The sequence below is a fragment of the Amycolatopsis vastitatis genome (assembly GCF_002234595.1).
Lineage (GTDB): Bacteria > Actinomycetota > Actinomycetes > Mycobacteriales > Pseudonocardiaceae > Amycolatopsis > Amycolatopsis vastitatis.
Genome location: NZ_NMUL01000038.1, coordinates 192,582 through 214,231 on the forward strand (window position 1 = coordinate 192,582; position 21,650 = coordinate 214,231).

Sequence of the window (21,650 nt, forward strand, 5' to 3'; positions counted from 1 at the left end):
GCTGGTGACTGCGTGTTTTTCCGGCAGCGAACCAGTAACACTGGCGTCCTCCGCATTGCTTACAGCTCAGTTCAGCACCTACAGTCTAGGGACTGAAATTGAGTGAAGGTGGGCCGAACGGCCGCAGGGCGGATGCCTCTCCTGCGCTCCCTCGGCGACTGGCGGACTGAAAAATCCCGCGTTGTGTGTCAACCGGCATACGGGACGGGACGACCCGGAGGTTTCCTGGATCCACAGCAGAGGGAGGCGTACCTCATGGACCCCTATACCCCCGCTCCGCGCAGCCGCTGGCGCCGGGGCGTCTACGCGGCCGGTCTCGTCATTCCCTTCACCGCCTCCCAGCTGTGGGCGCTGCTGGTGCTGCTGCGCCTCGCACCGCTGGACGGGCTGGTGGGTCAGGCCTTCGTCCTCGTCCTGCTGGGTTCCATCGTCGCGATCTGGGCCGGATGGCGCTGGGCCTGGCGGCTCGGCCGTAACCGGGACGGCTGGCCCGAGCCCGCCCCGAAGACCCGGATCCCGACATGACGTCCGCGCCGGCGATCGTCGCCGCCCTCGTGCTGGGCATCGGTGCCGGACGTCTCTCGCGCCACCTCGGCGGCCTCCTCCGCCGCCGGGCGACCGGAAGGAGCACGGAAATGACCAGCAGGCAACCGGCCTTCCCGCTGAGGCTGTACCACTGGCGGTGGGAAATCCTGGCGGTGACGCTGCTCCCCTACGGCGTGGTGACCTTCGCGCTGTGGGCCGGCCCGCTGTGGGCGTCGGCGGTCTTCGCCACCGCTGCCGGCTTGGCGGTGCTGCGGCGCCGCCAAGTGCGGACCCGGATCCACGCGATCCGGCTGCAGCACCGGCTGCGGGCGGCGTTCCCCGCACTGAGCCTGCCCGGCGGCCGTCATCCGGCGATCCTGTGGAGCCGTCCCCGCGGCGGTGACATCGTGGTGTCGCTGTTCTGTCGCGAGGCGTTCGAGCACCTGCACCGCCACCGCACGGTCCTGGCGGCGGCGTGCTCGGTTCCGGAGGTGTACGTGGACCGCCACCCGCGGTACGCGAGCCTGGTGACGCTGACCATCAGCCCGACCGAGGCGCACCACGAGCCGGGACGCGCTTCCCTGCCGAGCAACGTGGTTCCCCTGCGCGCCCACAGCTAAGCCGGAACGCTCAGCACCTCGGGCACCAAAGTGGACAACTCACCGCCGTGCCACGAATTCGCCGAGAACCGCTCCTGCGCGATCCCGCGCCAAGGAGCGGTTCCCGCGGTGAGCCCCGCGTCCGCCGTGAGCGTCCCGATTTCCTGTACCGCAACGCCTTCTTCGCGCAACATCTTCGTGGCCAGCCCGACGTCCTCGGCCCGGACGGCGACGACGAGTCCCCAGTCGCCCCAGGTCTGGGCCAGGTCGAACGGCCGGAGGCCGGCCTGGGCGCACACCCGCGCCAGCGGTTCGTCGAGGTCGAACTCCCCGGTGACCGCCGCGCCGAGGCCGTTCGCCTCGCCCAGGGTGCGGACCGTGGCGAACAGGCCGTCGGAGACGTCCATCGCCGCCCGCGCCAGACCGTTGGCCGCCAGCACCTTTCCCGCCTTCAGCTGAGCCATCGGCCGGCAGGCGCGTTGCCAGATGTCGTCCCGCTCCGACGCCGGGAGCGTCGCCCGCCCCGTCGCCAGCAGGGCCGCGGCCCAGAGGTAGCCGGGGGAACCGGTCAGCAGCAGGCGGTCCCCGGCGCGGGCCCCGGACCGCCGCAACCTGCTGCCCGGAACACAGCTGCCGACCGCGGTCGCCGTCAGCTGCGTCGCGGCGCCGTCGCGGAGGTCGCCTCCGACGACCTTCGTGCCGTGCTCGGCGCAGCAGTCGTCGACGCCGTCGAGCAGCCGCTCGAACTCCCCGACTGTGGTCGCCTTGGGCAGCGTGTAGTTGACGACGAGGCCGAGCGGCTCGGCGCCGGCGGCGGCCAGGTCGGACAGGTTGATCGTCGCCAGCAGCCAGCCCGCGTGGTACAGGTCCGGTTCGCCGAGGAGGTTGACCACCGGGGTCGGACAGCTGTCGGTCGTCGCGACGAGCTCGCTCGGCGTGGTGACTGTCGCCAGGAACGCGCTGTCGTCGCCGAAGCCTTCCGTGTCGCCGTATCTCGGCCGCAGGACGTGTTCCTGGATGCCCCGCTCCCCCAGGTCTCCGAGGTGAAGCTCAGTTGTGCCGGACATGATCCGCCAATCGGGACGCGACGACCGCGTGGTCGCTCGAGTAGTTGTGCGGCATTTCGCCGTAGGGCAGCTCGCTCCCGCTCGAAGCGAACAGCATCAAGTTGCAGATCCGGGTCCCGGGATACAACAGCACGGGGTGCCGGAGGTGGTTGACGATCTCCAGCGTGATCACCGCCAGCTTGCCGTGGCCGAAACCCGGGCTCACCTGACCGCACAAGACGACGCTGATGCCCAGCCGCGCGTAGTCGCTGGTGCCGTCGACGAGGCCGACGAGATTCTCGGAGAGACCGATCTTCTCCAGGGTAGGGGCCAGCACGACTTCGCCTGGTTCGACGACGAGCCTGCCGCGCGGATCCGGTTCCTTGCGCACCAGCCCGGGATAGGTCGATCGATCGGCGATGTCGACCGGACCGTGGGTGACCAGGCTGAACGCCTCGTGCCCGAGCCTCAGGCTGAGCGCGGCCGGGCGGACGAGGGCCGCGTCGAAGGGCTCGATGCGCAGCTCGCCGCTACTATGCGCGCGCCGGATGGCCCGGTCGGTCAGCACGCCGCGACGGGCGCGCCACAGCGGGATCCGGCGCTTCTTGACCTGGGGTTCCGGCTGCACCGACGTCATGATGAGACCGCCCGGTCGAGGCTCGAAAGGACTTCGCTCACGAGTTCTCCGAAATCGGCTTCGGTGAGGTCGAAGTTCGGCTGGTCGTCGCTTTCGCCGGGCGCGCAGTAGACGACCGTCGTAGGAGTCCGGCGGGGACCCTGGACCACGACCGTCGCGGTGAGCCCGCCGTCGATCGGCCGCACCGTGTGCACGATCGACGTGCCGCACGCGTAGACGTCGCCGCCTTGGACGTGCGGGACCGCGCGGCGCTTGAGCCGCACCTCGCCCTCGGCGGTCAGGGCTGCCGGGTTCGCGGGGTCGGCGCCGTAGCGGTAGCGCCGGAAGGGCTTGCCGCCTTCGGCGGTCTCGGTGAACTCGACCATGTGCATCCCGGTCCCGGCCAACACGTGAGAGGCGAACTCCCAGCGGTGGCTGTGCGGGTTGGACTCGCCACGCGACGGTGTCTCGCTCTGCGGCCAGACGTGCAGGCGGACGCGGAACTCCGGCTCGGCGCCGGTGTGGAGGACGATCTTGGCGAAGCCGTTGGGGTGCCAGTACGAGCGTTTCGCGATCTCGGCCACCGCGGCCGGATCGGCGGCCAGGTCCCGCAGCCAGGCCGCGAACGCGCCGCGGTCGGCGCGGAGGTACTCGGCCGCCGCTTCGAGCTCGGCCAGGCCGGGACGGGAACCGTTGCCGCCCAACGCTTCCGCGAGCCGCCGCGGGAAGGGGTGACCGGCCGTGCGCTCGGCGGCGACGGCGGAAAGAGCTGTGCTCATCGTGCTGGAGCTTCTCTATTCTGCGACTGGAGGCGGAAGTAACGGAGGCGCCGCGAAGGCCAGCGCAGCCGAGCGCAAGGCCGTGACGGCGTCGAGGGTCATCCAGATGGGAAGGTCGCCGCTGCCCCAGGCCCAGAGGCCGCGCCCGGGTTCGTAGCGTTCCCACAAGGAATTGAGCGCGCGGCCCAACCTGGCCAAGGGCACCTGCGGCGCCTCGGCCAGCGCCTGGAGCACCCAGGCGGACGTGAAGTGCCTGATCGTGAGCCGTACCTGCGGCAGGCCGTCCGGCTGGGGCAGGGCGAGATCTTCGGACACGCCGTCGTCCGGATGGGTCCGCTCGATGAGCCACCGCGTGGCCACCTCGACGGCTTCCCGGACGTCTTCGCCGCCGTGCCCGGAGCGCAGCAGCTCGCGCAGCGCCACCACCGCCCGCGCGGTGTGCGCGGTGGACGGCTCCGGCGCCACCAGCCCCGGCTCCTTCTTCTCGCCCCAGAGCGGGACGTCGCCGAAGTCGAGCCGCGCCGCGAGGAGGTCGTCCGTGAGGCGCCGGGTCAGCGGGGCGTCCGGCCGGAGCCGGACCGACGTGCGCAACGCGGCCGAGAGCAGGAACGGCCGCGTCCGGCTGTAGTCGTCGAGCGAGTGCTCGAGGTGGTCCAGCCCTTCCTCGGCCGAGAGGACGGTGCTGGCCTGGAACAGCGCGTCCACCACCGCCGCCGTGACCTCGGGGCGGCGGCCTCCGGACCGGCCCTGCCAGCCGAACTCCGAACGCTTGGCGTAGAGGTCTTCCACGACCGGATGTAGGTCGATGTAGGGCTCGCCTGCCACGACCATCGCGGAGATGCCGTAGGCGGTGGCCAGCGTCGTGTGCTTGCCCCGCTTCTGGAGGTTGTGCCGCCAGCCGACCGCGCGACCGCTCCCGTCGCGGATCAGCTCACTGGCGAGACTCTGGCCCGCCCGCCGGAAGACTTCGAGCAGGGAGCCGCCGGTGGACAGGGCCCCGCCGGCCACCGGCGCGGGCGACCGGGCCGCTTCGGTCAGCTCGACCAGCGCATTCGCCGCCCGGAAGTGGTCGTCGAGCAGCCGGGCGTTCTCCGCCGACGGCAGGTAACGCCCGGTCTCCCACTGGGTCAGGTTCGCCCGGCTCACACCGACGATCCGGGCCACGTCGGCCTGGGTCTGCCCGGCCGCTTTGCGCAGCCTGCGCAGCTCCGCCCCGACCAGTTCAGCCTCTGTTACCACATCAAGACCTGCCGATTCCGCCTTGGCCGAATACTATGTAGGTAGGCGCTTCGCGCCGACCTTACCTACCCAGTAGGCGAGTGTAGGAGGTGACAATATGTGGACACGGAACGCAGCCTATCCCACCCCCCTCGCTCTGCGGTTGCGAACTCGCCGCGACTCGCCCGAACGGGTTGGATCCGCAGCTCGCGCGCCCCCTGTTCGGCCGAGTAGCCACGACCACGCGCGCCTGGGGCACTACCCAACGTGTCCGGCGGCTTCCCCGAGCCGCCCGCGGGCCCCCTCCCGAGTGGGCGCCTTCCGAGTCCGTGCGTTCTTCCGGGGGTGTCACGATGGATCACAACTTACCTACGTCCGGCCAACGCGGTTGGTTCGATCGTTTGCTGGACCGACTCGGCGAGTGGCTCTTCGCCGCCGAGGAAGACGCCCGGGCCCAAGCCCGCGGCCTTGAGGTCCGCCGCGGGCCCCGCGGCACCCGCACCTATCGCGATCCCCGCTGGGACACCGTCCACGCCTGCAGTTCCTGCGGCGGCCACGGGCTCAGCCTCACCGACGGCGCGGCCTGCCCGGCCTGCGCCGGTACCGGAGTCGTCCGATCGACGCCCGCGGCCGCCGTCCCGGTCGCCGACGGCAGGAAAGGAGCACGGACATGACCCGCAGGCGGACCCCCGACCACCAGATCACCGAACTGGCCCGGCAGCTGACCCACGTCAAGCGGCCCAACCCGGTGCTGTGGCTCTACCACTGGCGTTACGAGATCCTCGCCGCGACGCTCCTGCCCTACGCCCTGGTGAACCTCGTGCTGTGGCTCGGGCCGATCTGGTCGGTCGTCGCGTTCATCTCGGCGTTCAACTGGGTCTTCTACTGGCGCGCCGCCCGCCGGCACGTCCGTGGCCGGCTGCGCGCGATCGTGGTGCAGCACCGGCTCCGCACGGGTTTCGCGGGCGCCCGGATCTGCACGATGGACGGCCGCCGCCCGGCGATCCTGTGGACCCGCCCGGTCGACGGCGACATCGTGGTCTCGCTGTTCTGCCCGGCGGGCATCGGGTTCGAGCAGATCCACGCCCGCCGTGACCTGCTCGCCGCGGCGTGCTTCGCCACGGAGGTCTACGCCGACCGCCACCCGAAGTACGCCTCGTTCGTCACGCTGACCGTCTGCACCACGCCGGCCCGGCACGAGCCCGGCCGGGCCGCGTCGCCCGGTGAGGTCGTGCCGTTGCGGGCGCACAGCTGAGGTTTCCGGGCCCGGCGTCCACCTGGTGGGCCCGGGGCCCGGCACACAGCAAGTGCACAGAGAGATCACACGGTCACCAAAGCGGCGCCCGCGACGGTAGACGGCATGACAGCCACCGCCTCCGCATCGCGGCCCGGGACCGTCCCGGTCGATCTGGCCGGCCCGCGGCCGGTTCTCGACGTCGTCATCCCGGTCTACAACGAAGAGACCGACCTCGAACCGTGCATCCGCCGGCTGCACGACCACCTGGCCGAGCACGTCTCCTACCCGTACCGGATCACCGTCGCCGACAACGCGAGCACCGACGCGACGCTGCAGGTGGCCGAAAGACTCGCCCGGGAGTTCCCCGAGGTGGCCGTCCACCACCTCGACGAGAAGGGCCGTGGCCGCGCGCTCAACGCCGTCTGGCAGGCCTCCGACGCCGCCGTGCTCGCCTACATGGACGTCGATCTCTCCACCGATCTCGCCGCGCTCGGGCCGCTCGTCGCGCCGCTGCTGTCCGGGCACTCCGATCTCGCCATCGGCAGCAGGCTCGCCCGGGGGGCGCGAGTGGTGCGTGGCCCGAAGCGCGAGTTCATCTCCCGCTGCTACAACCTGATCCTCCGCTCGACGCTCGCCGCGAAGTTCAGTGACGCGCAATGCGGCTTCAAGGCCATCCGCGCCGACGTCGCGCGCGAGCTGCTGCCGCACGTCGAGGACACCGGCTGGTTCTTCGACACCGAACTGCTCGTCCTGGCGCAACGGGCCGGGCTGCGGATCCACGAGGTGCCGGTCGACTGGGTCGACGATCCGAACTCTTCGGTCAACATCGTCAAGACGGCGACCGCGGACCTCAAGGGCATCGCGCGCGTCACCAAGGCGACGTTCACCGGGGAGATCCCCATCAGCAGGCTGCGCGAACAGCTCGGCAGGCAGCCGATCGGCGTCGAGGCGCCCGGCGTGCCGCCGCGGCTGGTGACGCAGCTGGTGCGGTTCGCCGCCATCGGCGTCAGCAGCACGCTCGCCTACCTTCTGCTGTTCCTGCTGCTGCGGACCGCCGTCGGCGCGCAGCCGGCGAACTTCGCCGCGCTGCTGGTGACCGCGGTCGGGAACACCGCGCTGAACCGGCGGCTGACGTTCGGCATCCGCGGCCGCGCCGGCGCCGGGCGGCACCAGTTCGAAGGGCTGCTCGTCTTCGGCCTCGGGCTCGCGCTCACCAGCGGGTCGCTCGCCCTGCTCAACGGCTCCACCACCCCCGGCCTCGTCCTGGAGATCACCGTGCTGGTGCTGGCGAACCTCGCCGCCACGGTGCTCCGGTTCCTGCTCCTGCGCGGCTGGGTGTTCAACCCCCGCCGCCAGGCCACCACCCAGAAGGAGTACTGATGACCACCGTCCTGCCCGCCCCGGTTTCCGAACCCCGGCACCGCGAGGATTCCGGTGCGCACGCGCCACCGCGCTGGGTCCGCCCGGCCGCGTTCGGGCTGCTTGCCGCGACCGCCGTGCTGTACTTCTGGAACCTCACCGCGTCCGGCTACGGCAACTCGTTCTACGCCGCCGCCGTGCAGTCCGGGACGCAGAGCTGGAAGGCCTGGCTGTTCGGGTCGCTCGACTCGGGCAACGTGCTGACCGTCGACAAACCGCCCGCGGCACTGTGGGTCGGCACGGCCTTCGCGCGGATCTTCGGGTTCTCCAGCTTCACCGTGCTGGCACCGCAGGCGCTGATGGGCGTGGCGTCCGTCGGGATCCTGTACCTCACGGTGAAACGGACCGCCGGCCCGGTCGCGGGGCTGATGGCGGGCGCGATGCTGGCGGTGACGCCGGTCGCGGCGCTGATGTTCCGCTTCAACAACCCGGACGCGCTGCTGGTGCTGCTCATGGTCGCGGGCGCCTACTTCGTCGTGCGCGCCACGGAAAAGGCGAGCCCGCGCTGGCTGGCGCTCGCCGGGGTCGCGATCGGGTTCGGCTTCCTGACGAAGATGATGCAGGCGTTCCTCGTGCTGCCGGCGTTCGGCCTCGTGTACCTGATCGCCGCGCCGACGTCATGGGGCAAGCGGCTGCTGCACCTCGGCGGCGCGGTCGTCGCGCTGGTCGTCTCGGCGGGCTGGTACATCGCGCTGGTCGACCTGTGGCCGACGTCGTCGCGGCCGTACATCGGCGGGTCCGAAGGGGACAGTCTGCTCGAACTCGCGTTGGGCTACAACGGTTTGGGCCGCATCTTCGGCGGCGGTGAGGGCGACGGCCCCGGCGGTGGCGGGGGCGGCGGGAACACCGGCTTCGGCGGTGCGTCCGGGCTGTTCCGGATGTTCGGCTCGAGCTTCGGCACGGAGGTCTCGTGGCTGCTGCCCGCCGCGCTGATCGGCCTGGTCGCCGGCCTGTGGTTCACTCGCCGGGCGCCGCGGACGGACCGGATGCGCCTGGCGCTGGTCCTGTGGGGCGGCTGGCTGGTCGTCACCGCGCTGGTGTTCAGCTTCATGAGCGGCATCGTGCACCCGTACTACTCGGTGGCGCTGGCGCCGGCGATCGCCGCGCTGGTCGCGATTTCCGGCCGTGCGCTCTGGCAGGGCCGGGCGAACCTCGCGCCGCGGGCGGCGCTGGCCGGGATGGTCGTGGCGACGGCGGTGTGGTCGTTCATCCTGCTCGACCGGACGCCGGAGTGGTTCCCGGCGCTGCGCTGGATCGTCGCGGTGCTCGGTGTGCTGGCCGGGACGGTGCTGGTGATGGGCGTGCCTTCGCTCCGGCGCGCCGCGACGGTCGTGGCGGCCGCGGTGGTCTTGACGATCGGCGTGTCGTCCGCGGCCTACGGCGTCGAGACGGCGTCGGTGGCGCACAGCGGGTCGATCCCGACCTCGGGGCCGACGTCGAGCGCCATGGGTGGCTTCGGCGGCTCCGGGGACGACTCCTCGTCGAGCGAGATCGGCTCCCTGCTGGCGAAGACGACGACGAAGTGGGCGGCGGCGACGTCGGGTTCGCAGAGCGCGGCTTCGCTGGAGCTGGCGAGCGGCAAGGCGGTGATCGGCATCGGCGGCTGGAGCGGTTCGGACCCGGCACCGACGCTGGACGAGTTCAAGGCGTACGTCGCGGCGGGCGAGGTCAAGTACTTCGTCGAGGGCGGCCGAGGAGGTGGCCCGGGCGGCGGTTCGTCGGAGATCACGGAGTGGGTGACGGCGAACTTCACCGCCACCACGGTCGACGGCCAGACGGTCTACGACCTGCAGAGCTGACGGCCGGTGCCCGGGCTTCCCCCGAAGTCCGGGCATCAGCCGGTGGTGACCGAGGGGTCTTTACAGAGAAAGTATAGAAATCTTCCGTACCTTGGCGAGCGAACGGCGGCAGGGGGCCGCCGCGCCAGGGGGTGCACCATGGATCGCCGTAGTCTGCTCAAAATCGGGGTTGCCGCCGCTGCCGGGGCCGCCGTGCTCGGCGGGACGGGGACCGCCTTCGCCGATACCGGGCTTCTGCCCGTTCCCGGGATGCTCGGGGATCGCCGCGCCAACGAACTCTGGTACCAGCTCGACGAAATCGCGCTCTACCACCCGTCCCAGGAAGTCCAGGACGCCTACGCCGCCCTCTTCCCCTTCATCCAGGAGAACGCTCCGGAAGGCCTGTACGAAAAGTGGCGCGAGCTGAGCCGGGAGCCGGCGTACCCGAAGAACTACGCCGAGTTCGTCAAGCCCGTCGAACAGCCGCTGCAGGTGCTTTCGAAGCTGCAGCTCGACAACTTCGACCGCTTCTACCGCGGTGACGAGGCCGGCCTCGTCACCGCCTTCGCCGCCTTCGGGCAGGGGATCCTCTTCGACCCGCGACGGGAGCCGGTCGAGTCGGAGGTGCACACCATGAACGGCAACCCGCCGAACGGCTACCACTTCTGGCACGCCATTCTGCGCGGGCAGATGTTCCTCGGCATCGACCGGCACCGGTGGGCGCGGATCGACCCTTGCTCGGCTTCGCCTGGGCGCTGCAGTCCATCGCCAAGCCCGGCCAGCGGCACGTCAACCCCGGCCTGCCGCGCGAACAGGTCCGCGCGCTGGCCCGGTACTGGCTGCCGCGCTCTCCCGCCCAGCTCGACCAGGACTTCCAGTCGGCTCCTTATCCGGCCTGAGCGTCCAGCACCCGCTGGTACGCCGCCCGCAGCGCGGGGCCCGGCGCCATCCCGAGCCGCTCGTCGAGGAGGCGGCGGCCCCGGTGGTACACCGCCACCGCGTCCGCCGGCCGTCCGCTCGCGCAGAGCGCGGCCATGAGCAGGGCCCGCGCGCGTTCCCGCAGCGGGTGTTCGAGGACGAACGCGGTCGCGTCGGGCACCGCGCGCAGGTGGTCGCCCGACGCGATCTCGGCTTCGATACGGCCCTCCAGCGCCGCCAGCCGCAGTTCGTCGTACCGCGCCGCCTCGCCCGCGCGGAGCGGTTCGGCGACGTCGGCGAGCACCGGACCGCGCCACAGCTCCAGTGCGGCGCGGAACAGCCCCGCCGCGCGGGCCGGCCGGTCCGCGCGCAGCTCGTCGTGGCCCAGGTACGCCAGCCGGGAGAACTCCTCGGCGTCGACGGTTCCGCCCGGCGTCAGCAGGTACCCGCCGCCGGTGCGCACCAGCCGCGCCGGCCGTCCGAGGGCCTTGCGCAGCCGGGAGACGTAGGTGCACACCTGCGCGTCGACCGTCGACGGCCGTTCGCCGTCCCACAGCAGCGAAACCAGCCGTTCGTCGGGCACCACCCGGCCGCGGGCCAGCAGCAACGCCGCCAGCAGCGTCCGCGGCTTGCGCCCGCCGAGCGCGGCCGGGCGGCCATCGGCGCGCGACACCGCCAGCGGCCCGAGAATCCGGAACTCCATGCCCCACCCCGTTCCCACGGTACGCGGGGACCGACACCGCCGGCACAGGAAAGTCTCAGCCGCCCCTTAGGTTCGGCGCGGATCATGGAGGTCAGAGGGGACGAGGAGGCCGCGATGATCACCACACGTCCGGGTTACCCGCGGTGGCACACCGCGAGCGCGCAGGGGCCGCGCTCACTCAACGCCGATGCCGTCGGCGCGTATGCCGCCGCCGGCGGGCCAGGCATCGTGTTCGCTCTCGCCGACGGGGTCGGGGATGATCCCGCCGCCGCACGGGCCGCCCGCACCGCCGCCGCGGCCGCCGCGCGCACGGCCGTCCACAAAGGACCTGTCGAGGCCGTTCTCGCCGCGCAGCGGGCGGTTCGCGAGCAGACGACCGGGGACGCCGTGCTCGTCGTCGCCATGCCCGCCGAGCACGGCGGGTACCGCATCGCCTGGGTCGGCGACGCCCGCGCGTACACCTGGGACGGCACCGCGCTGACCCAGCTGACCACCGACCACACGCTCGCCGAGTACTTCCGCGCCCACCACCAGCCGGTGACGCCGCGGATGGAGCACGTGGTCACGACCAGCGTGCGCACCACCGAGCCGCACGAGATCGGCACGGCCGAGACCACGAGCGCGGGACTGCTGCTGACCAGCGACGGCGTCCACAAGCCCCTCGCCGGCGGTGGGATCCGGGCCGTGCTGGCGCAGCCCGGCACCGGCGCCGCCGAGCTCGTCGACGCCGCGCTCGCCCGCGGTGGCTCGGACAACGCGACCGCCATCTACGTCGAACCCCTGGAGGCGGCCGACAGCACCACGGTCCGATTTCCCGTCGCCGCGTAGCGCCGCAGAAACTGCCGCAAAACCTAGCTGGCCCGCTTCAGCTGACGGTACTCGCGCAGCACGAGAACGATGATCACGACGTCGAGCGCGGCGAAGAACGGCAACGCGATCGAGTGGGTGTGCACCGCGCGGAAGATCTCGTAGACCACGAACGCGGCGAGGATCACCGCCGCGACCGGGTAGGCGCGGACGATCTTGCGGGCCAGCGCCCACACCAGGCCGAGCTTGATCAGCCCGTGGGCGAGCAGGTACGCGACGGCGAAGGTCTTCGTGTCGCCGTGGAGGAAGTTCTCCGTCGCCGACTCGAGGTGGCGCGCCAGCGTGCCCGACGGGTCGCCGAGCAGGTCGCGGGTGATCACGGCGTGGGTGAACCCGCTGACGGCCGCCGCCGGGACGAAGGCGAGGATCAGCGCACCGACGACCTGCAGGGCGCCGTCGAGGCCTTTGACCGCGATCGCGACCCGGAAGAACTTCTCGGTCGCGGTCGTTTTCGTGTCGGACATGCCTCCAGCTCAGCAGAAACTCCGGGTCAGCGCACGTGGAGGCCCATTTCGCGCCGTTCGTGCCGAGCTGTCCGATTGACCTTGCCTTACATGGCGGGTGGCGCCGCCTTCGTGCCCCAGGTGGTGGGGGTGTCGCTCAGGGAGAAGCGGATCGTGCCCGCGCGGAGCAGGTCGGCGTGGGAGATCCAGCCGCGGTCGTAGCCGCGGTGCCCGATCCGCACGTCCTTGGTGTACTGGAGCTTGGCCGCGCTCGCGCCGGGCGCCTCGATCTCGATCTCGCGGCCGCCGGCCGGGCGGATCTCGACCTTCTCGAACATCGGCGTGCTCAGCAGGTACGTCCCGGAGCCCGGCTGGGCTTCGAAGACGCCGGTCATGCCGAAGACGAGCCACGACGAGATGGTGCCGAGGTCGTCGTTGCCCGGCATGCCGTAGGGCGTGTCGGTGAACAACGTCCGCGCCGCGCGCAGCACCGCCGACGTCTTCCACGGCGCGCCCGTCCAGCTGTACATCCAGGGCGCGTGCAGGTCGGGTTCGTTGTTCGGGTTGAAGGCGAAGTTGTTGTGGTAGTCGTACGCGCCGTGGACCCACGAGTCCTTGGCGGCCTTCGCCGGGTCGGTGAGCAGCAGGGGCATGTCGAAGAAGGTGTCGAGCCGCTTCTCCGCCTGCGCCGGGCCGCCCATCAGGCCGAACAGCTTCGCGGTGTCCTGCTGGGCCAGCCACTGGTACTGCCACGGCGTGCCCTCGTGGAAGCCGGCGGACTTCGCCGGGTCGGGGTCGCCGACGCCGGTGCCGTCCGCGGCCTTGGTGCGCGGGAACCCGGTGAAGCCGTGGGATTCGACGCCGGTGTCCCACAGGTGCGCGAAGTTGCCGCAGCGCGCCCGCAGCGTCGCGGCCTCGTCGCCGTAGCCCAGTCCGGACGCCATTGTGGACAGTGCGCAGTCGGCGAGGGCGTACTCGAGGGTCGCCGAGCCCGCCTGACGCGTGTCGCCGTAGGTGTAGCCCGGCAGGTCCTGGTAGCCGATCCAGCCGTTCTTCACGTACGTCGGGTTGCCGTCGCGGCCGCGGAAGATCGACTGGTCCTTCGGCACTTCGTTGGCGTTGCGCCACAACGCCTCGAACAGCTGACGCGCGGTCCGGTCGTCGAGGAGGCCGCGGCGGTAGTTGTCGACCACCCACGGCGTGACGGGGTCGCCGCTCATCACGTTCGTCTCGCCGCCGGCCAGCGCCCAGCGCGGGACCCAGCCACCGTCCTGGTAGATCCTGAGGACGGACTTGGTCATGTCCGCCGCCTTGTCCGGGTGCAGCAGCGCGACCAGCTGGTTCTGCGAGCGGTAGGTGTCCCACAGCGAGAACATCTGGTAGTAGGTGTCCCGGCCGCGGTGGACCTGGTCGTCGAAGCCACGGTACGAACCGTCCACATCGGACCCGACGGACGGGTGCAGCAGCGACCGGTACAGCGCGCTGTAGTAGGTGCGCTGGTCGGCGGTCGTCCCGCCGGCGACGCGCATGCGGTTCAGCTCGTCCTGCCAGGTGTCGTGGGCGGCCTTGCGCGCCTTGTCGAACGACCTGGGCTGCTCGGCCGTGCGGTTCAGGCGGGCGCCGTCGATCGAGGTGTAGGAGAGGCCGACGGAGGCGCCGACCTGGTTCTCCGCGGTGTCGAAGGTGAGCCAGGCGCCGGTGCGCTGGGCGCCGAGCTCGGCGTCGCGCTGGTTCGGCGTCAGCTTGCTGTCGGTCCAGGTGCCGAAGCTCGTGAACTTGCGGTCGAACTTGGCGCTGAAGAAGACCTTGTAGCGCTCCTTCTGCGTCTCCCAGCAGAAGTTGCCGCCCTGCAGCCAGCCTTCGACCGTGTCGTCGCCGACGACGTGGACATCGCCGGCGTAGGTGTAGCCGTTGCTCTCGCCGACCTCGATGAGCACGTTTTCGCTGGTGGCACCATCCGGGAAGGTGTAGCGGTGCTGCCCGGAGCGCTGGGTGGCGGTGAGCTCGGCGTCGATGCCGTTGCCGAGCTTGACGCCGTAGTACCCCGGCTCGCGGGTTTCGCCGGCGTGGCTGAACTTGGCGCCGTACTTCGCGGGATCACTGCTGGTGACCGCGCCCGTGGTGGGCATGAACCGGAAGTTGCCCATCGTCTGGCAGCCGACGCCGGAGAGGTGGGTGTGGCTGAAGCCGAGAGTGGTGTCCTGCGCGTAGTCGTAGGACGCGTACTTCTTGAGCTGGGTGTCCGGGCTGAGCTGGACCATCCCGAAGGGCGTGGTGGCGCCGGGGAAGGTGGTGCCGTCCCCGTTGTTGCCGATCGAAGTGTCGACGAGCGTGGTGGGGTCGCCGGCGAATCCGGGTGCCGCCCCGGCGGGGGTGGCGAGAGCCATCGTCGTGGCTCCGGCGAGCAGGGTGGCCAGGACGCGCGTGCGCGGTCTCATCCGTGTCCTCCTGACAACGTTGTCACATACACGGTGGGATCTTTTCCGTTGTCCGGTGGACAAATCAAGACCCGGGCGGCGGCTTCGGGCTTGAACCTGACGTCGCGTCAGGTTCTACGGTCGACGAATGAGCGAACGCAGGTGGAGCATCGGTGAGCTGGCCAGGGCCAGCGGCGTCACGGTGCGCACGCTGCACCACTACGACCGGATCGGCCTGGTGTCACCGGGCGAACGGACGCCCTCGGGACACCGGCGTTACGCCGAGGCGGACGTGCGACGGCTCTACCGGGTGCGGGCCTTGTGCGGGCTGGGTTTTTCCCTGGACGAGGTGGCCGTCGTGCTGCGGAACGCGGGAGACGATCTCGGCTCGCTGCGCGGCCTGCTGACCGCTCAGCTGGCCGATCTGGAGGCCCGGGCCGCGCGGATCGAGGAGTCGGCCCAGCGGCTGCGGGGTCTGCTCGCCCGGCTGGCCGAGGCGGCCATGCCGGAACCGGAGCAGTTCCTCGCCATCCTCGAGCCGATGTCCGCCGACGCCGGCCGGTACCTGTCCGGCGGCCAGCTCACGACGATCACCGAACGGGCCGCGAAGCTGGGCGGCGAGGCGGTCGAGACGCTGAAGACCGAATGGCTCGAACTGTTCGCCCGGCTTCGGCGGCACCTGCTCGACGGGACTCCGGTCGACGATCCGGCGGTGCGGGAGCTGGCCGATCGCTGGCGGGCGATGTCGGCCGCCTTCCACCCCGCCGACCACCGGTTCGAGGCCGCGACCACGGCGCTGTGGGAGGACAACCGGGCCGGGCTGGGCCGGGAGCTCGACGAGCGCATCGGCTGGTCCGGGCCGGGTGGCGCCGCCGAGGTCGTCGACTACCTGCGCAAGGCCCGTGCCGCGGGCGAAGACACCCTCGAGGAAAAGGACGAGTGAATGGACGCCGACATCACCGGGTGGTTGCGGGAGAACCTCGTCCGCCTGCGGACGCTCGAGCCGGACGGCGCCGGCTACGACGAGCTGGAGCCGTTGCGCGACATCGTCGGCGACGCCCGCGTCGTCGCCATCGGCGAGAGCACGCACCGGGTGCACGAGTTCTACCAGCTCCGCCACCTGGTGACCCGGTTCCTCGCCGAGGAGATGGGGTTCACCGGGTTCGCGATGGAGTCCGGTTTCCCGGAGGGCTGGGCGGTCCACGACTGGGTGCTCGGCGGCGACGGCGACCTGGACCGGCTCCTGCACACCGGGATCACCTACCACATGGGCAAGTGCGCGGAGATGCGTGACCAGCTGGTGTGGATGCGCGAGTACAACCGCACGCACGACCGCGAGATCCGCTTCTACGGCATGGACCTGCCGGACTCGAGCGCGTCCGCCCTGCCCGGCGTCACGGCCGCCTTGGCGTTCCTCGACGAGGCCGACCCGGCCTACGCCGCGGCGGCCCGCCGGGACTTGCTGCCGCTGTTCGGCTACCTGCCCGCCGACCGGACCGGGCTGGCCTGGGCCGCGCCCGCGATCCACGCCTACCTGGCCCTCGGCACGGCCCACCGCCACGAGCTGACCGCCCGGATCGGCGAGCTGACCGAACGCCTCCGTGCCCTGCGAGTTCCCTACTCCACTGTGGACGCGACGAGGGCCGACGTCGCGCTGCAGTGCGCGATCACCGCGAGGCACGCGGACGCCTTCCTGGCCGCCATGGCCGCCGCGCCGGGACGCACCTACCGGGGCGCCAACGTCCGGGACGCGGCGATGGCCGACAACGTCGAATGGATTCTCGGCCGGGAGGAACGCGTCGTCGTCGGGGCCGCGAACGGGCATCTGCAGCGCTGGCCGTACCGCGTACCCCCGATCATCAACGAGGAGCAGGTCATGCTCGGCCAGCACCTGGCCCGCTCGCTCGGCGACCGGATGGTGGTCATCGCGACGACCTACGACGGCGGCCGGGTGTTCGGCCACCGTCCCCTCGCCGACGGGCCACCCGGCCACACCGAGGTGTTCTACGAGGACGTCGCCCCCTTCACCGAGCCGGGCAGCCTCGACGTCCTGCTCGCGAGCACCGCCGAGCCGCTCGCCCTGCTCGACTTGCGTGCCGTCCGCGAGGACGACGCGGTGGCCCGTGGCTTCGCCGGGATCGACGGCACCCGGCAGGGACCGTACAAGCAGCTGGTGAACCCGCTCGTCGCGTTCGACGCCGTCGTGCACATCGACAAGATCACCCCCTGGCACACCTTCATCGATTCGCCGGGGCGCGGCGAGCACGCCGAACGGTGAGCTCAGACCTGGTGCGTGACGTGCCCGCCGAGGATCGTCGCCGTCACGGGCAGGGTGCGCAGGTCCGCCGGGGACAGGACCGACGGGTCCGCCGCCGTCACCATCAGGTCCGCGACGTCCCCCACGGCGACTCCGCGACGGCCGCCGGAGGAAGCGGCCAAGGCGTCGGCGAGGGAGAGCGCCTGCTCCGGGTGCCACGGCGGGCGGTCGTCGTCCGTGCGGGCCACCGCCGAGGCGATGCCGTCCCACGGGTCCAGCGGCGCCACCGGGGCGTCCGAGCCGAATTCCAGGCGCGCGCCCGACTCCAGCAGCGAGCGGTAGGGGAACGCCCGCGACGTCCGGCCGTGCCAGTGGCGGTCCGCGACGTCGCGGTCGTCGGGCTGGTGGGCCGGCTGGACCGACGCGATCACCCCCAAGGCGGCGAAACGCGGGATGTCGGCGGGCGCCAGCAGCTGCGCGTGCTCGATGCGGCCGGGGCAGCCGACCTCCTCGAACGCGTCCAGCGCGATCGTGTTCGCGCGGTCGCCGATCGCGTGCACCGCCGGGATCAGGCCGTGGTCGAAAGCCCGCTGCAGCAAGGGAATCAGTTCGTCAGGCGGCAGTTCCAGCGAGCCCGGCGAATCGCCGCCGGGGTACGGGTCGTGGCAGTAGGCCGTGCGCGTGTTGAGGGAACCGTCCACGAAGAGCTTGAACGGCCCGACCGTCAGCAGCCCGTCCGAATCCGGCAGGACGTCGCCCGTGCGGTGGCCGCGTTCGATGGTCTGGTCCAGGAGGTGTTTCGCGATGACGCAGGAGATCCGCGCGGCCGGGGCGCCCCGGCGCGTCCAGTCCGCCACCGTGTCCGCGTATTCGTAGTCGGCGATCTGCGTCACGCCCCGCGCGGCCGCCGCGGCCACCGCTTCGGCCACCCACCGGTCCTGGACGTCGATCGCCGCCGTCGGGAGCTGGGCCGTCGCGGTCATGCAGTCGCCCTCCAGCAGCACGCCGGTCGGGTGGTCGCGGCCGATCAGCTTCAGCGCCGCCGGGCTCAGCCACAGCGTGTGCAGGTCCGCGCTGAACAACGCGACCGCCCGGCCGGGCAGCGCCCGCTGCAGCAGGTCCTTGTGCGGCTTGTCCGGCCACAGCCCGTCGCGGAACCCCGCGCCGACGACGAGTTCCGTCTGCGCCGCCGGCGTCGCCAGCAGGTGCGCGAGCAGCAGCTCGATCGCCTCCCCCGCCGAGCGGGCCGCGTCCAGCGGGATCCGGCGCCGGGACGTCGCCCACTGCACGAGGTGGACGTGGGCGTCGACCAGCCCCGGCAGCAGCGTGCCGCCGTGCCCGTCGACCACGCGCGCCGCGAAACCGGCCGAGCCGGGTTCGGTGACCGACGTGACCCGGCCGTCGTTCACCCGGACGTCCGCGAGGTCGCCGCCGAGGCCGGGGCGCACGCGACGCAGCAGGAGATCATCCATGCGGACCACTGTGCCAGCCCACCCCATCCGGGTGAAACACGCGTAAGTCCTGAAATATCGGGGTATCAGAAACCGTTGTAACCATTGGCAGCCGTCGCCCGCCGAAGGGCCAGGGCCGGTCTAGGGGCGCCGCCTTCACAAGCCGCGCAGGGTTCGACTCCCTCGGTTGCCACGCGATTCTCGGGGCGAGGTCTGTGCGCGGAAAGCGCGCACAGACCTCGCTGTCAGCCCACCGGCATGTCGCGGCGGCGCAACGCCGCCAAGCCGCCGATGGCCGCCACCAACGCGATCGCCAGCAGCCAGAGCACCGGTGCGAGACTGAACGTTCCGCCCGGCAGGCGGGCCAGGTGCGAGAACGGCGAGATCCCCAGCACCACGTCGTTCCAGCGCAGTGCCGAGCCGACCAGCGAGAGCAGCAGGAACGCCGCCAGCAGCCCCCACGCCGCCGCCGCGAACCGCGGGACGAAGCCGACCAGCGCCGCCGCCAGCCCCGCCAGTACCCACACCGCCGGCAACTGGGCCAGCGCCGCCGGGACCAGCGGCACACCGGACGTCACGCCGGTCGCCCAGCCCGTCACCACCAGCACGAACGCCGGGCCGGCCACGGCGAACGTCAAGTGCGCGAGCGCCCAGCCGAGGCGGCCGACCGCCGTCGCCAGTACCGGTTCCGCCCGGCCCGCCGCCTCTTCGGCCCGCAGCTTCAGCGTCGCCTGCACCGCGTAACCCGCCGCCGCGAGGCCGAACAACGTCATCGTCCCGGCCAGGTACGCGTCCGTCACCACGCCACCGCCGCCCATCCGGGAGAACACCTCCGCGACCGCCTTGTTGTCCCGCATCATCTCCGCGACGTTCTTCGCGACGCCACCCATCAGCAGGCCGACGAGCCCGAGGCACACGGTCCAGACCAGCAGCGTCCCCCGCTGCAGCCGCCAGGCCAGCGCCAGCGGCGACCGCAGTGACGCCTTCGCGCCGGAACGCCCGGGCCGGGCCGGGAGCAGCGCCGCGCCGAGGTCCCGGCGCGCGGCCAACGCGACAGCCACGACCACCAGCAAGCCGGTCGCGACGACGGCCAAGGCGAGCACCCACCACTGCTCCCCGGCGAACGGCCGCAGCCGGTGCGCCCACCCGATCGGCGACAGCCACGCGAGCCAGCCCTCCGACGCGCTGCTGTCGCCCGCCGCGCGCAGCAAGAAGGCCGGCACCAGCACGCCGATCCCGATACCGCGTGCCCCGCCCGCGCCCCAGGTGAGCTGGGCGGCGACCGCGCCGACGCCGGCGAACACCCAGCCCACCAAGGAAAACTCGAGACCGAGTGCGAAAGCCCCCACCGCCGGGACGCCCTGCGCGGCCACACCGAAGCCCACCAGCAGCCCGCACACCGAACACGCGCCACAGGCGGCGAGCACGGCCGCCGCGAGCCCGGCGTGCCGTCCGACGACGGTCGCGCCGGTGAGCTCCCGGCGGCCCGCCTCCTCCTCGGTCCGGGTGTGCCGGACCACGGTGAGCAGCGCGATCAGGCCGACGACGACCGGGACGAACCCGCACTGCCACGCCAGGAGGTTCCCTGCGGAAGAGCCGTACAGCGGGCCGTTGCGGACCACGAACGTCGCACTCGAAGCGTTGAGGTCGTAGAAGTGCTGCCGGGACGCGGCATCCGGGTACGCGGCCTTGATCGACGACAGGTAGCCGATCGGCGCCAGCGTGAGACCGACGATCCACACCGGCATCAGCAGCCGGTCGCGCCGCAGCACCAGCCGCAGCAGCGCCCAGGTCCCGGTCATCGCCTCGCTCCGACCGGCTCGTCGTGGCGGTAGTGACGCAGGAACAGCTCCTCGAGCGTCGGCGGGCGGCTCACCAGGCTCCGCAGCCCGGCCTCGGCGAGGTGCCGCATCACGTCGTCCAGCGACGTCTGGTCGACGGACAGGTGGACGTGCGAGCCGTACGTGCTCAGGTCGTGGACCCCGGGCAGCGACGCCAGATCCGCCGGAAGCCGCGCGAGCGACGCGTCGATGGTGATCCGGCCCAGGTGCCGCAGCTCGTCGAGGGTCCCCGACTCGACGGTGCGGCCGCTCCGGATGATCGTGACGCGGTCGCACAGCGCCTCGACCTCGGAGAGGATGTGCGAGGACAGCAGCACCGTCCGGTCGCCGCGTTCCCGCTCCTCCCCGACGACCTGCCGGAACACCTCCTCCATCAGCGGGTCGAGCCCGGACGTCGGCTCGTCGAGGACGAGCAGCTCCACATCGGACGCCAGCGCGGCGACGAGCGCGACCTTCTGCCGGTTGCCCTTCGAGTACGTCCGGCCCTTCTTGCGCGGGTCGAGGTCGAAGCGCTCGATCAGCTCCGCGCGGCGAGCGGTGTCGAGGCCCCCGCGCAGGCGGCCGAGCAGGTCGATGACCTCGCCGCCGGTGAGGTTGGGCCAGAGCGTGACGTCGCCGGGCACGTACGCGAGCCGCCGGTGCAGCTCGGTGGCGCCGGTCCACGGGTCGCCGCCGAGCAGGGTGGCGCGGCCGCCGTCGGCCCGCATCAGCCCCAGCAGGACGCGGATCGTGGTGGTCTTGCCGGCGCCGTTGGGCCCGAGGAAGCCGTGCACCTCGCCGGTGTGGACGGTCAGGTCGAGCCCGTCGAGGGCCCGCGTCCGGCCGAACGCCTTGGTGAGGCCGTCGGCGGTGATCGCCTCAGCCATCTTCGTTCCTTTCTCGGCTGTCCATCTTGGACAGAGCAGCGCGGGCCTTTTCGAGCATCTCCGGCCCCGCGGGCGGGTGGGTGAGCAGGTACCCGGCGGCCGCCATGATCCGCAGGGTGGCTTCGTGGGTGTTCGGCGTTTCCCCGAGCACGTCGGCCATGGGGCCGTGGAAGACGAACAGGCCCGCGGTCATCGCGACGAGCGCGGCCGCGGAGCCGCGCGGGTCGGGCCCGCCGATGTCCGCGGCGCGGAAGTACGCCTCGGTCTCGTCGACCATCTCGGCGAACTGCCGGGCCGCGGCCTCGGAGCCGTCGACCATGGCCCGGCCCAGGTAGCGCCGCAGCAGCAGCTGGCGCTCGTCGAACGCCGGCAGGAACCCCGTGTCCGCGCCGCCCTTCTCGAGCGCCTCCATCTTGAACTTCAGCAGCTGGTCGTGGACGTGGTCGTCGCAGACCTCGCGCAGGCCGTCCTTGGACCCGAAGTGGTGCCGGATCAGGCCGCCGGAGACCCCGGCCTCCTTCGCGATGTCCAGGATCGACGTCTTCTCCATGCCGCGTTCGGTGAACAGCCGGATGGCGGCGTCGCGGATCCGGGCTCGGGCGGTGAGGTCTTCGGTGCTCATCAGTGTCCTATACGTGCATGTAGTCGACTACACGTCAATATAGCCTGC

Annotated in this window: 22 protein-coding genes; 10 read left to right on the forward strand and 12 right to left on the reverse strand. The window is 71.7% G+C overall.

Annotated elements, in window-relative coordinates; translation table 11 throughout:
• Positions 1-255 precede the first annotated feature (255 nt).
• Together CF165_RS32280 and CF165_RS32285 are read left to right on the forward strand one after the other, a co-directional pair.
• On the forward strand, positions 256-525 hold the full coding sequence (locus CF165_RS32280; RefSeq protein WP_093951357.1) for a hypothetical protein: 270 nt from the start codon (positions 256-258) through the stop codon (positions 523-525).
• A complete protein-coding gene (locus CF165_RS32285; protein ID WP_205661025.1) occupies positions 522-1,145 on the forward strand; it encodes a hypothetical protein in 624 nt (207 codons plus the stop codon). The genes CF165_RS32280 and CF165_RS32285 overlap by 4 nt, the downstream gene beginning before the upstream one ends.
• Here the strand turns inward: CF165_RS32285 and CF165_RS32290 are convergent.
• From CF165_RS32290 to CF165_RS32305, 4 genes are read right to left on the reverse strand one after another with little or no spacing between them, the layout of a single operon-like run.
• Complete coding sequence (locus CF165_RS32290; protein WP_093951358.1) at positions 1,142-2,191, reverse strand: thiamine-phosphate kinase; 1,050 nt, start codon at positions 2,189-2,191, stop codon at positions 1,142-1,144. The genes CF165_RS32285 and CF165_RS32290 overlap by 4 nt on opposite strands.
• The gene (gene dcd, locus CF165_RS32295; RefSeq protein WP_093951359.1) at positions 2,175-2,807 is read right to left on the reverse strand and encodes a dCTP deaminase; all 633 of its coding nucleotides are present in this window, start codon (positions 2,805-2,807) and stop codon (positions 2,175-2,177) included. The genes CF165_RS32290 and dcd overlap by 17 nt, the downstream gene beginning before the upstream one ends.
• Positions 2,804-3,565: a hypothetical protein gene (locus tag CF165_RS32300; RefSeq protein WP_093951360.1), complete on the reverse strand. Its 762-nt coding sequence runs from the start codon at positions 3,563-3,565 to the stop codon at positions 2,804-2,806. Before CF165_RS32300 ends, dcd begins: the two co-directional genes overlap by 4 nt.
• A gap of 15 nt (positions 3,566-3,580) precedes the next feature.
• On the reverse strand, positions 3,581-4,804 hold the full coding sequence (locus CF165_RS32305) for a helix-turn-helix transcriptional regulator (RefSeq protein WP_093951361.1): 1,224 nt from the start codon (positions 4,802-4,804) through the stop codon (positions 3,581-3,583).
• Positions 4,805-5,184: 380 nt separating this feature from the next.
• On the opposite strand from CF165_RS32305, the gene CF165_RS32310 reads away from it, so the two are divergent.
• The 4 genes from CF165_RS32310 (at position 5,185) to CF165_RS32325 (ending at position 9,238) form a co-directional block, all read left to right on the forward strand.
• Positions 5,185-5,457, forward strand: coding sequence for a hypothetical protein (locus CF165_RS32310; RefSeq protein WP_240521895.1), 273 nt, complete (start codon positions 5,185-5,187; stop codon positions 5,455-5,457).
• Positions 5,454-6,038 carry a hypothetical protein gene (locus tag CF165_RS32315; RefSeq protein ID WP_093951363.1) on the forward strand — a complete coding sequence of 195 codons (585 nt, stop codon included), beginning with the start codon at positions 5,454-5,456 and terminating at the stop codon, positions 6,036-6,038. The genes CF165_RS32310 and CF165_RS32315 overlap by 4 nt, the downstream gene beginning before the upstream one ends.
• Before the next feature lie 105 nt (positions 6,039-6,143).
• Complete coding sequence (locus CF165_RS32320) at positions 6,144-7,400, forward strand: bifunctional glycosyltransferase family 2/GtrA family protein (RefSeq protein WP_093951364.1); 1,257 nt, start codon at positions 6,144-6,146, stop codon at positions 7,398-7,400.
• Positions 7,400-9,238, forward strand: coding sequence for an ArnT family glycosyltransferase (locus CF165_RS32325; protein WP_093951365.1), 1,839 nt, complete (start codon positions 7,400-7,402; stop codon positions 9,236-9,238). The genes CF165_RS32320 and CF165_RS32325 overlap by 1 nt, the downstream gene beginning before the upstream one ends.
• A 60-nt stretch (positions 9,239-9,298) precedes the next feature.
• Here CF165_RS32325 and CF165_RS52875 read toward each other — a convergent pair whose 3' ends face one another.
• Complete coding sequence (locus tag CF165_RS52875; protein WP_240521896.1) at positions 9,299-9,931, reverse strand: hypothetical protein; 633 nt, start codon at positions 9,929-9,931, stop codon at positions 9,299-9,301.
• 20 nt (positions 9,932-9,951) lie between these two features.
• Here CF165_RS52875 and CF165_RS52880 point away from each other — a divergent pair, with 20 nt between their 5' ends.
• The gene (locus CF165_RS52880) at positions 9,952-10,116 is read left to right on the forward strand and encodes a hypothetical protein (protein WP_240521897.1); all 165 of its coding nucleotides are present in this window, start codon (positions 9,952-9,954) and stop codon (positions 10,114-10,116) included.
• On the opposite strand, the gene CF165_RS32335 is transcribed toward CF165_RS52880, so the two are convergent.
• Complete coding sequence (locus CF165_RS32335) at positions 10,104-10,838, reverse strand: AfsR/SARP family transcriptional regulator (RefSeq protein ID WP_240521898.1); 735 nt, start codon at positions 10,836-10,838, stop codon at positions 10,104-10,106. The genes CF165_RS52880 and CF165_RS32335 overlap by 13 nt on opposite strands.
• A gap of 114 nt (positions 10,839-10,952) precedes the next feature.
• On the opposite strand from CF165_RS32335, the gene CF165_RS32340 reads away from it, so the two are divergent.
• A complete protein-coding gene (locus CF165_RS32340; RefSeq protein WP_093951471.1) occupies positions 10,953-11,666 on the forward strand; it encodes a PP2C family protein-serine/threonine phosphatase in 714 nt (237 codons plus the stop codon).
• Positions 11,667-11,689: 23 nt separating this feature from the next.
• On the opposite strand, the gene CF165_RS32345 is transcribed toward CF165_RS32340, so the two are convergent.
• Positions 11,690-12,169 (reverse strand): DUF2127 domain-containing protein, encoded by a 480-nt coding sequence (locus CF165_RS32345; protein ID WP_093951366.1) that lies wholly within the window; start codon positions 12,167-12,169, stop codon positions 11,690-11,692.
• An 86-nt stretch (positions 12,170-12,255) separates the two neighbouring features.
• On the reverse strand, positions 12,256-14,586 hold the full coding sequence (locus CF165_RS32350) for a GH92 family glycosyl hydrolase (protein ID WP_093951367.1): 2,331 nt from the start codon (positions 14,584-14,586) through the stop codon (positions 12,256-12,258).
• 127 nt (positions 14,587-14,713) lie between these two features.
• Here CF165_RS32350 and CF165_RS32355 point away from each other — a divergent pair, with 127 nt between their 5' ends.
• Together CF165_RS32355 and CF165_RS32360 are read left to right on the forward strand one after the other, a co-directional pair.
• Positions 14,714-15,508 carry a MerR family transcriptional regulator gene (locus CF165_RS32355; RefSeq protein WP_093951368.1) on the forward strand — a complete coding sequence of 265 codons (795 nt, stop codon included), beginning with the start codon at positions 14,714-14,716 and terminating at the stop codon, positions 15,506-15,508.
• Positions 15,509-16,843, forward strand: coding sequence for an erythromycin esterase family protein (locus CF165_RS32360; protein WP_093951369.1), 1,335 nt, complete (start codon positions 15,509-15,511; stop codon positions 16,841-16,843).
• Between the two features lie 2 nt (positions 16,844-16,845).
• Here the strand turns inward: CF165_RS32360 and CF165_RS32365 are convergent, their stop codons facing one another.
• From CF165_RS32365 to CF165_RS32380, 4 genes are all read right to left on the reverse strand, one after another.
• On the reverse strand, positions 16,846-18,294 hold the full coding sequence (locus CF165_RS32365; protein WP_093951370.1) for an amidohydrolase: 1,449 nt from the start codon (positions 18,292-18,294) through the stop codon (positions 16,846-16,848).
• Positions 18,295-18,518: 224 nt separating this feature from the next.
• Positions 18,519-20,075: an ABC transporter permease gene (locus CF165_RS32370; RefSeq protein ID WP_093951371.1), complete on the reverse strand. Its 1,557-nt coding sequence runs from the start codon at positions 20,073-20,075 to the stop codon at positions 18,519-18,521.
• Positions 20,072-20,980, reverse strand: coding sequence for an ABC transporter ATP-binding protein (locus CF165_RS32375; RefSeq protein WP_093951372.1), 909 nt, complete (start codon positions 20,978-20,980; stop codon positions 20,072-20,074). The genes CF165_RS32370 and CF165_RS32375 overlap by 4 nt, the downstream gene beginning before the upstream one ends.
• Positions 20,973-21,602, reverse strand: a complete 630-nt coding sequence (locus tag CF165_RS32380; RefSeq protein WP_093951373.1) for a TetR/AcrR family transcriptional regulator — start codon at positions 21,600-21,602, stop codon at positions 20,973-20,975. Before CF165_RS32380 ends, CF165_RS32375 begins: the two co-directional genes overlap by 8 nt.
• Between the last annotated feature and the right edge of the window lie 48 nt (positions 21,603-21,650).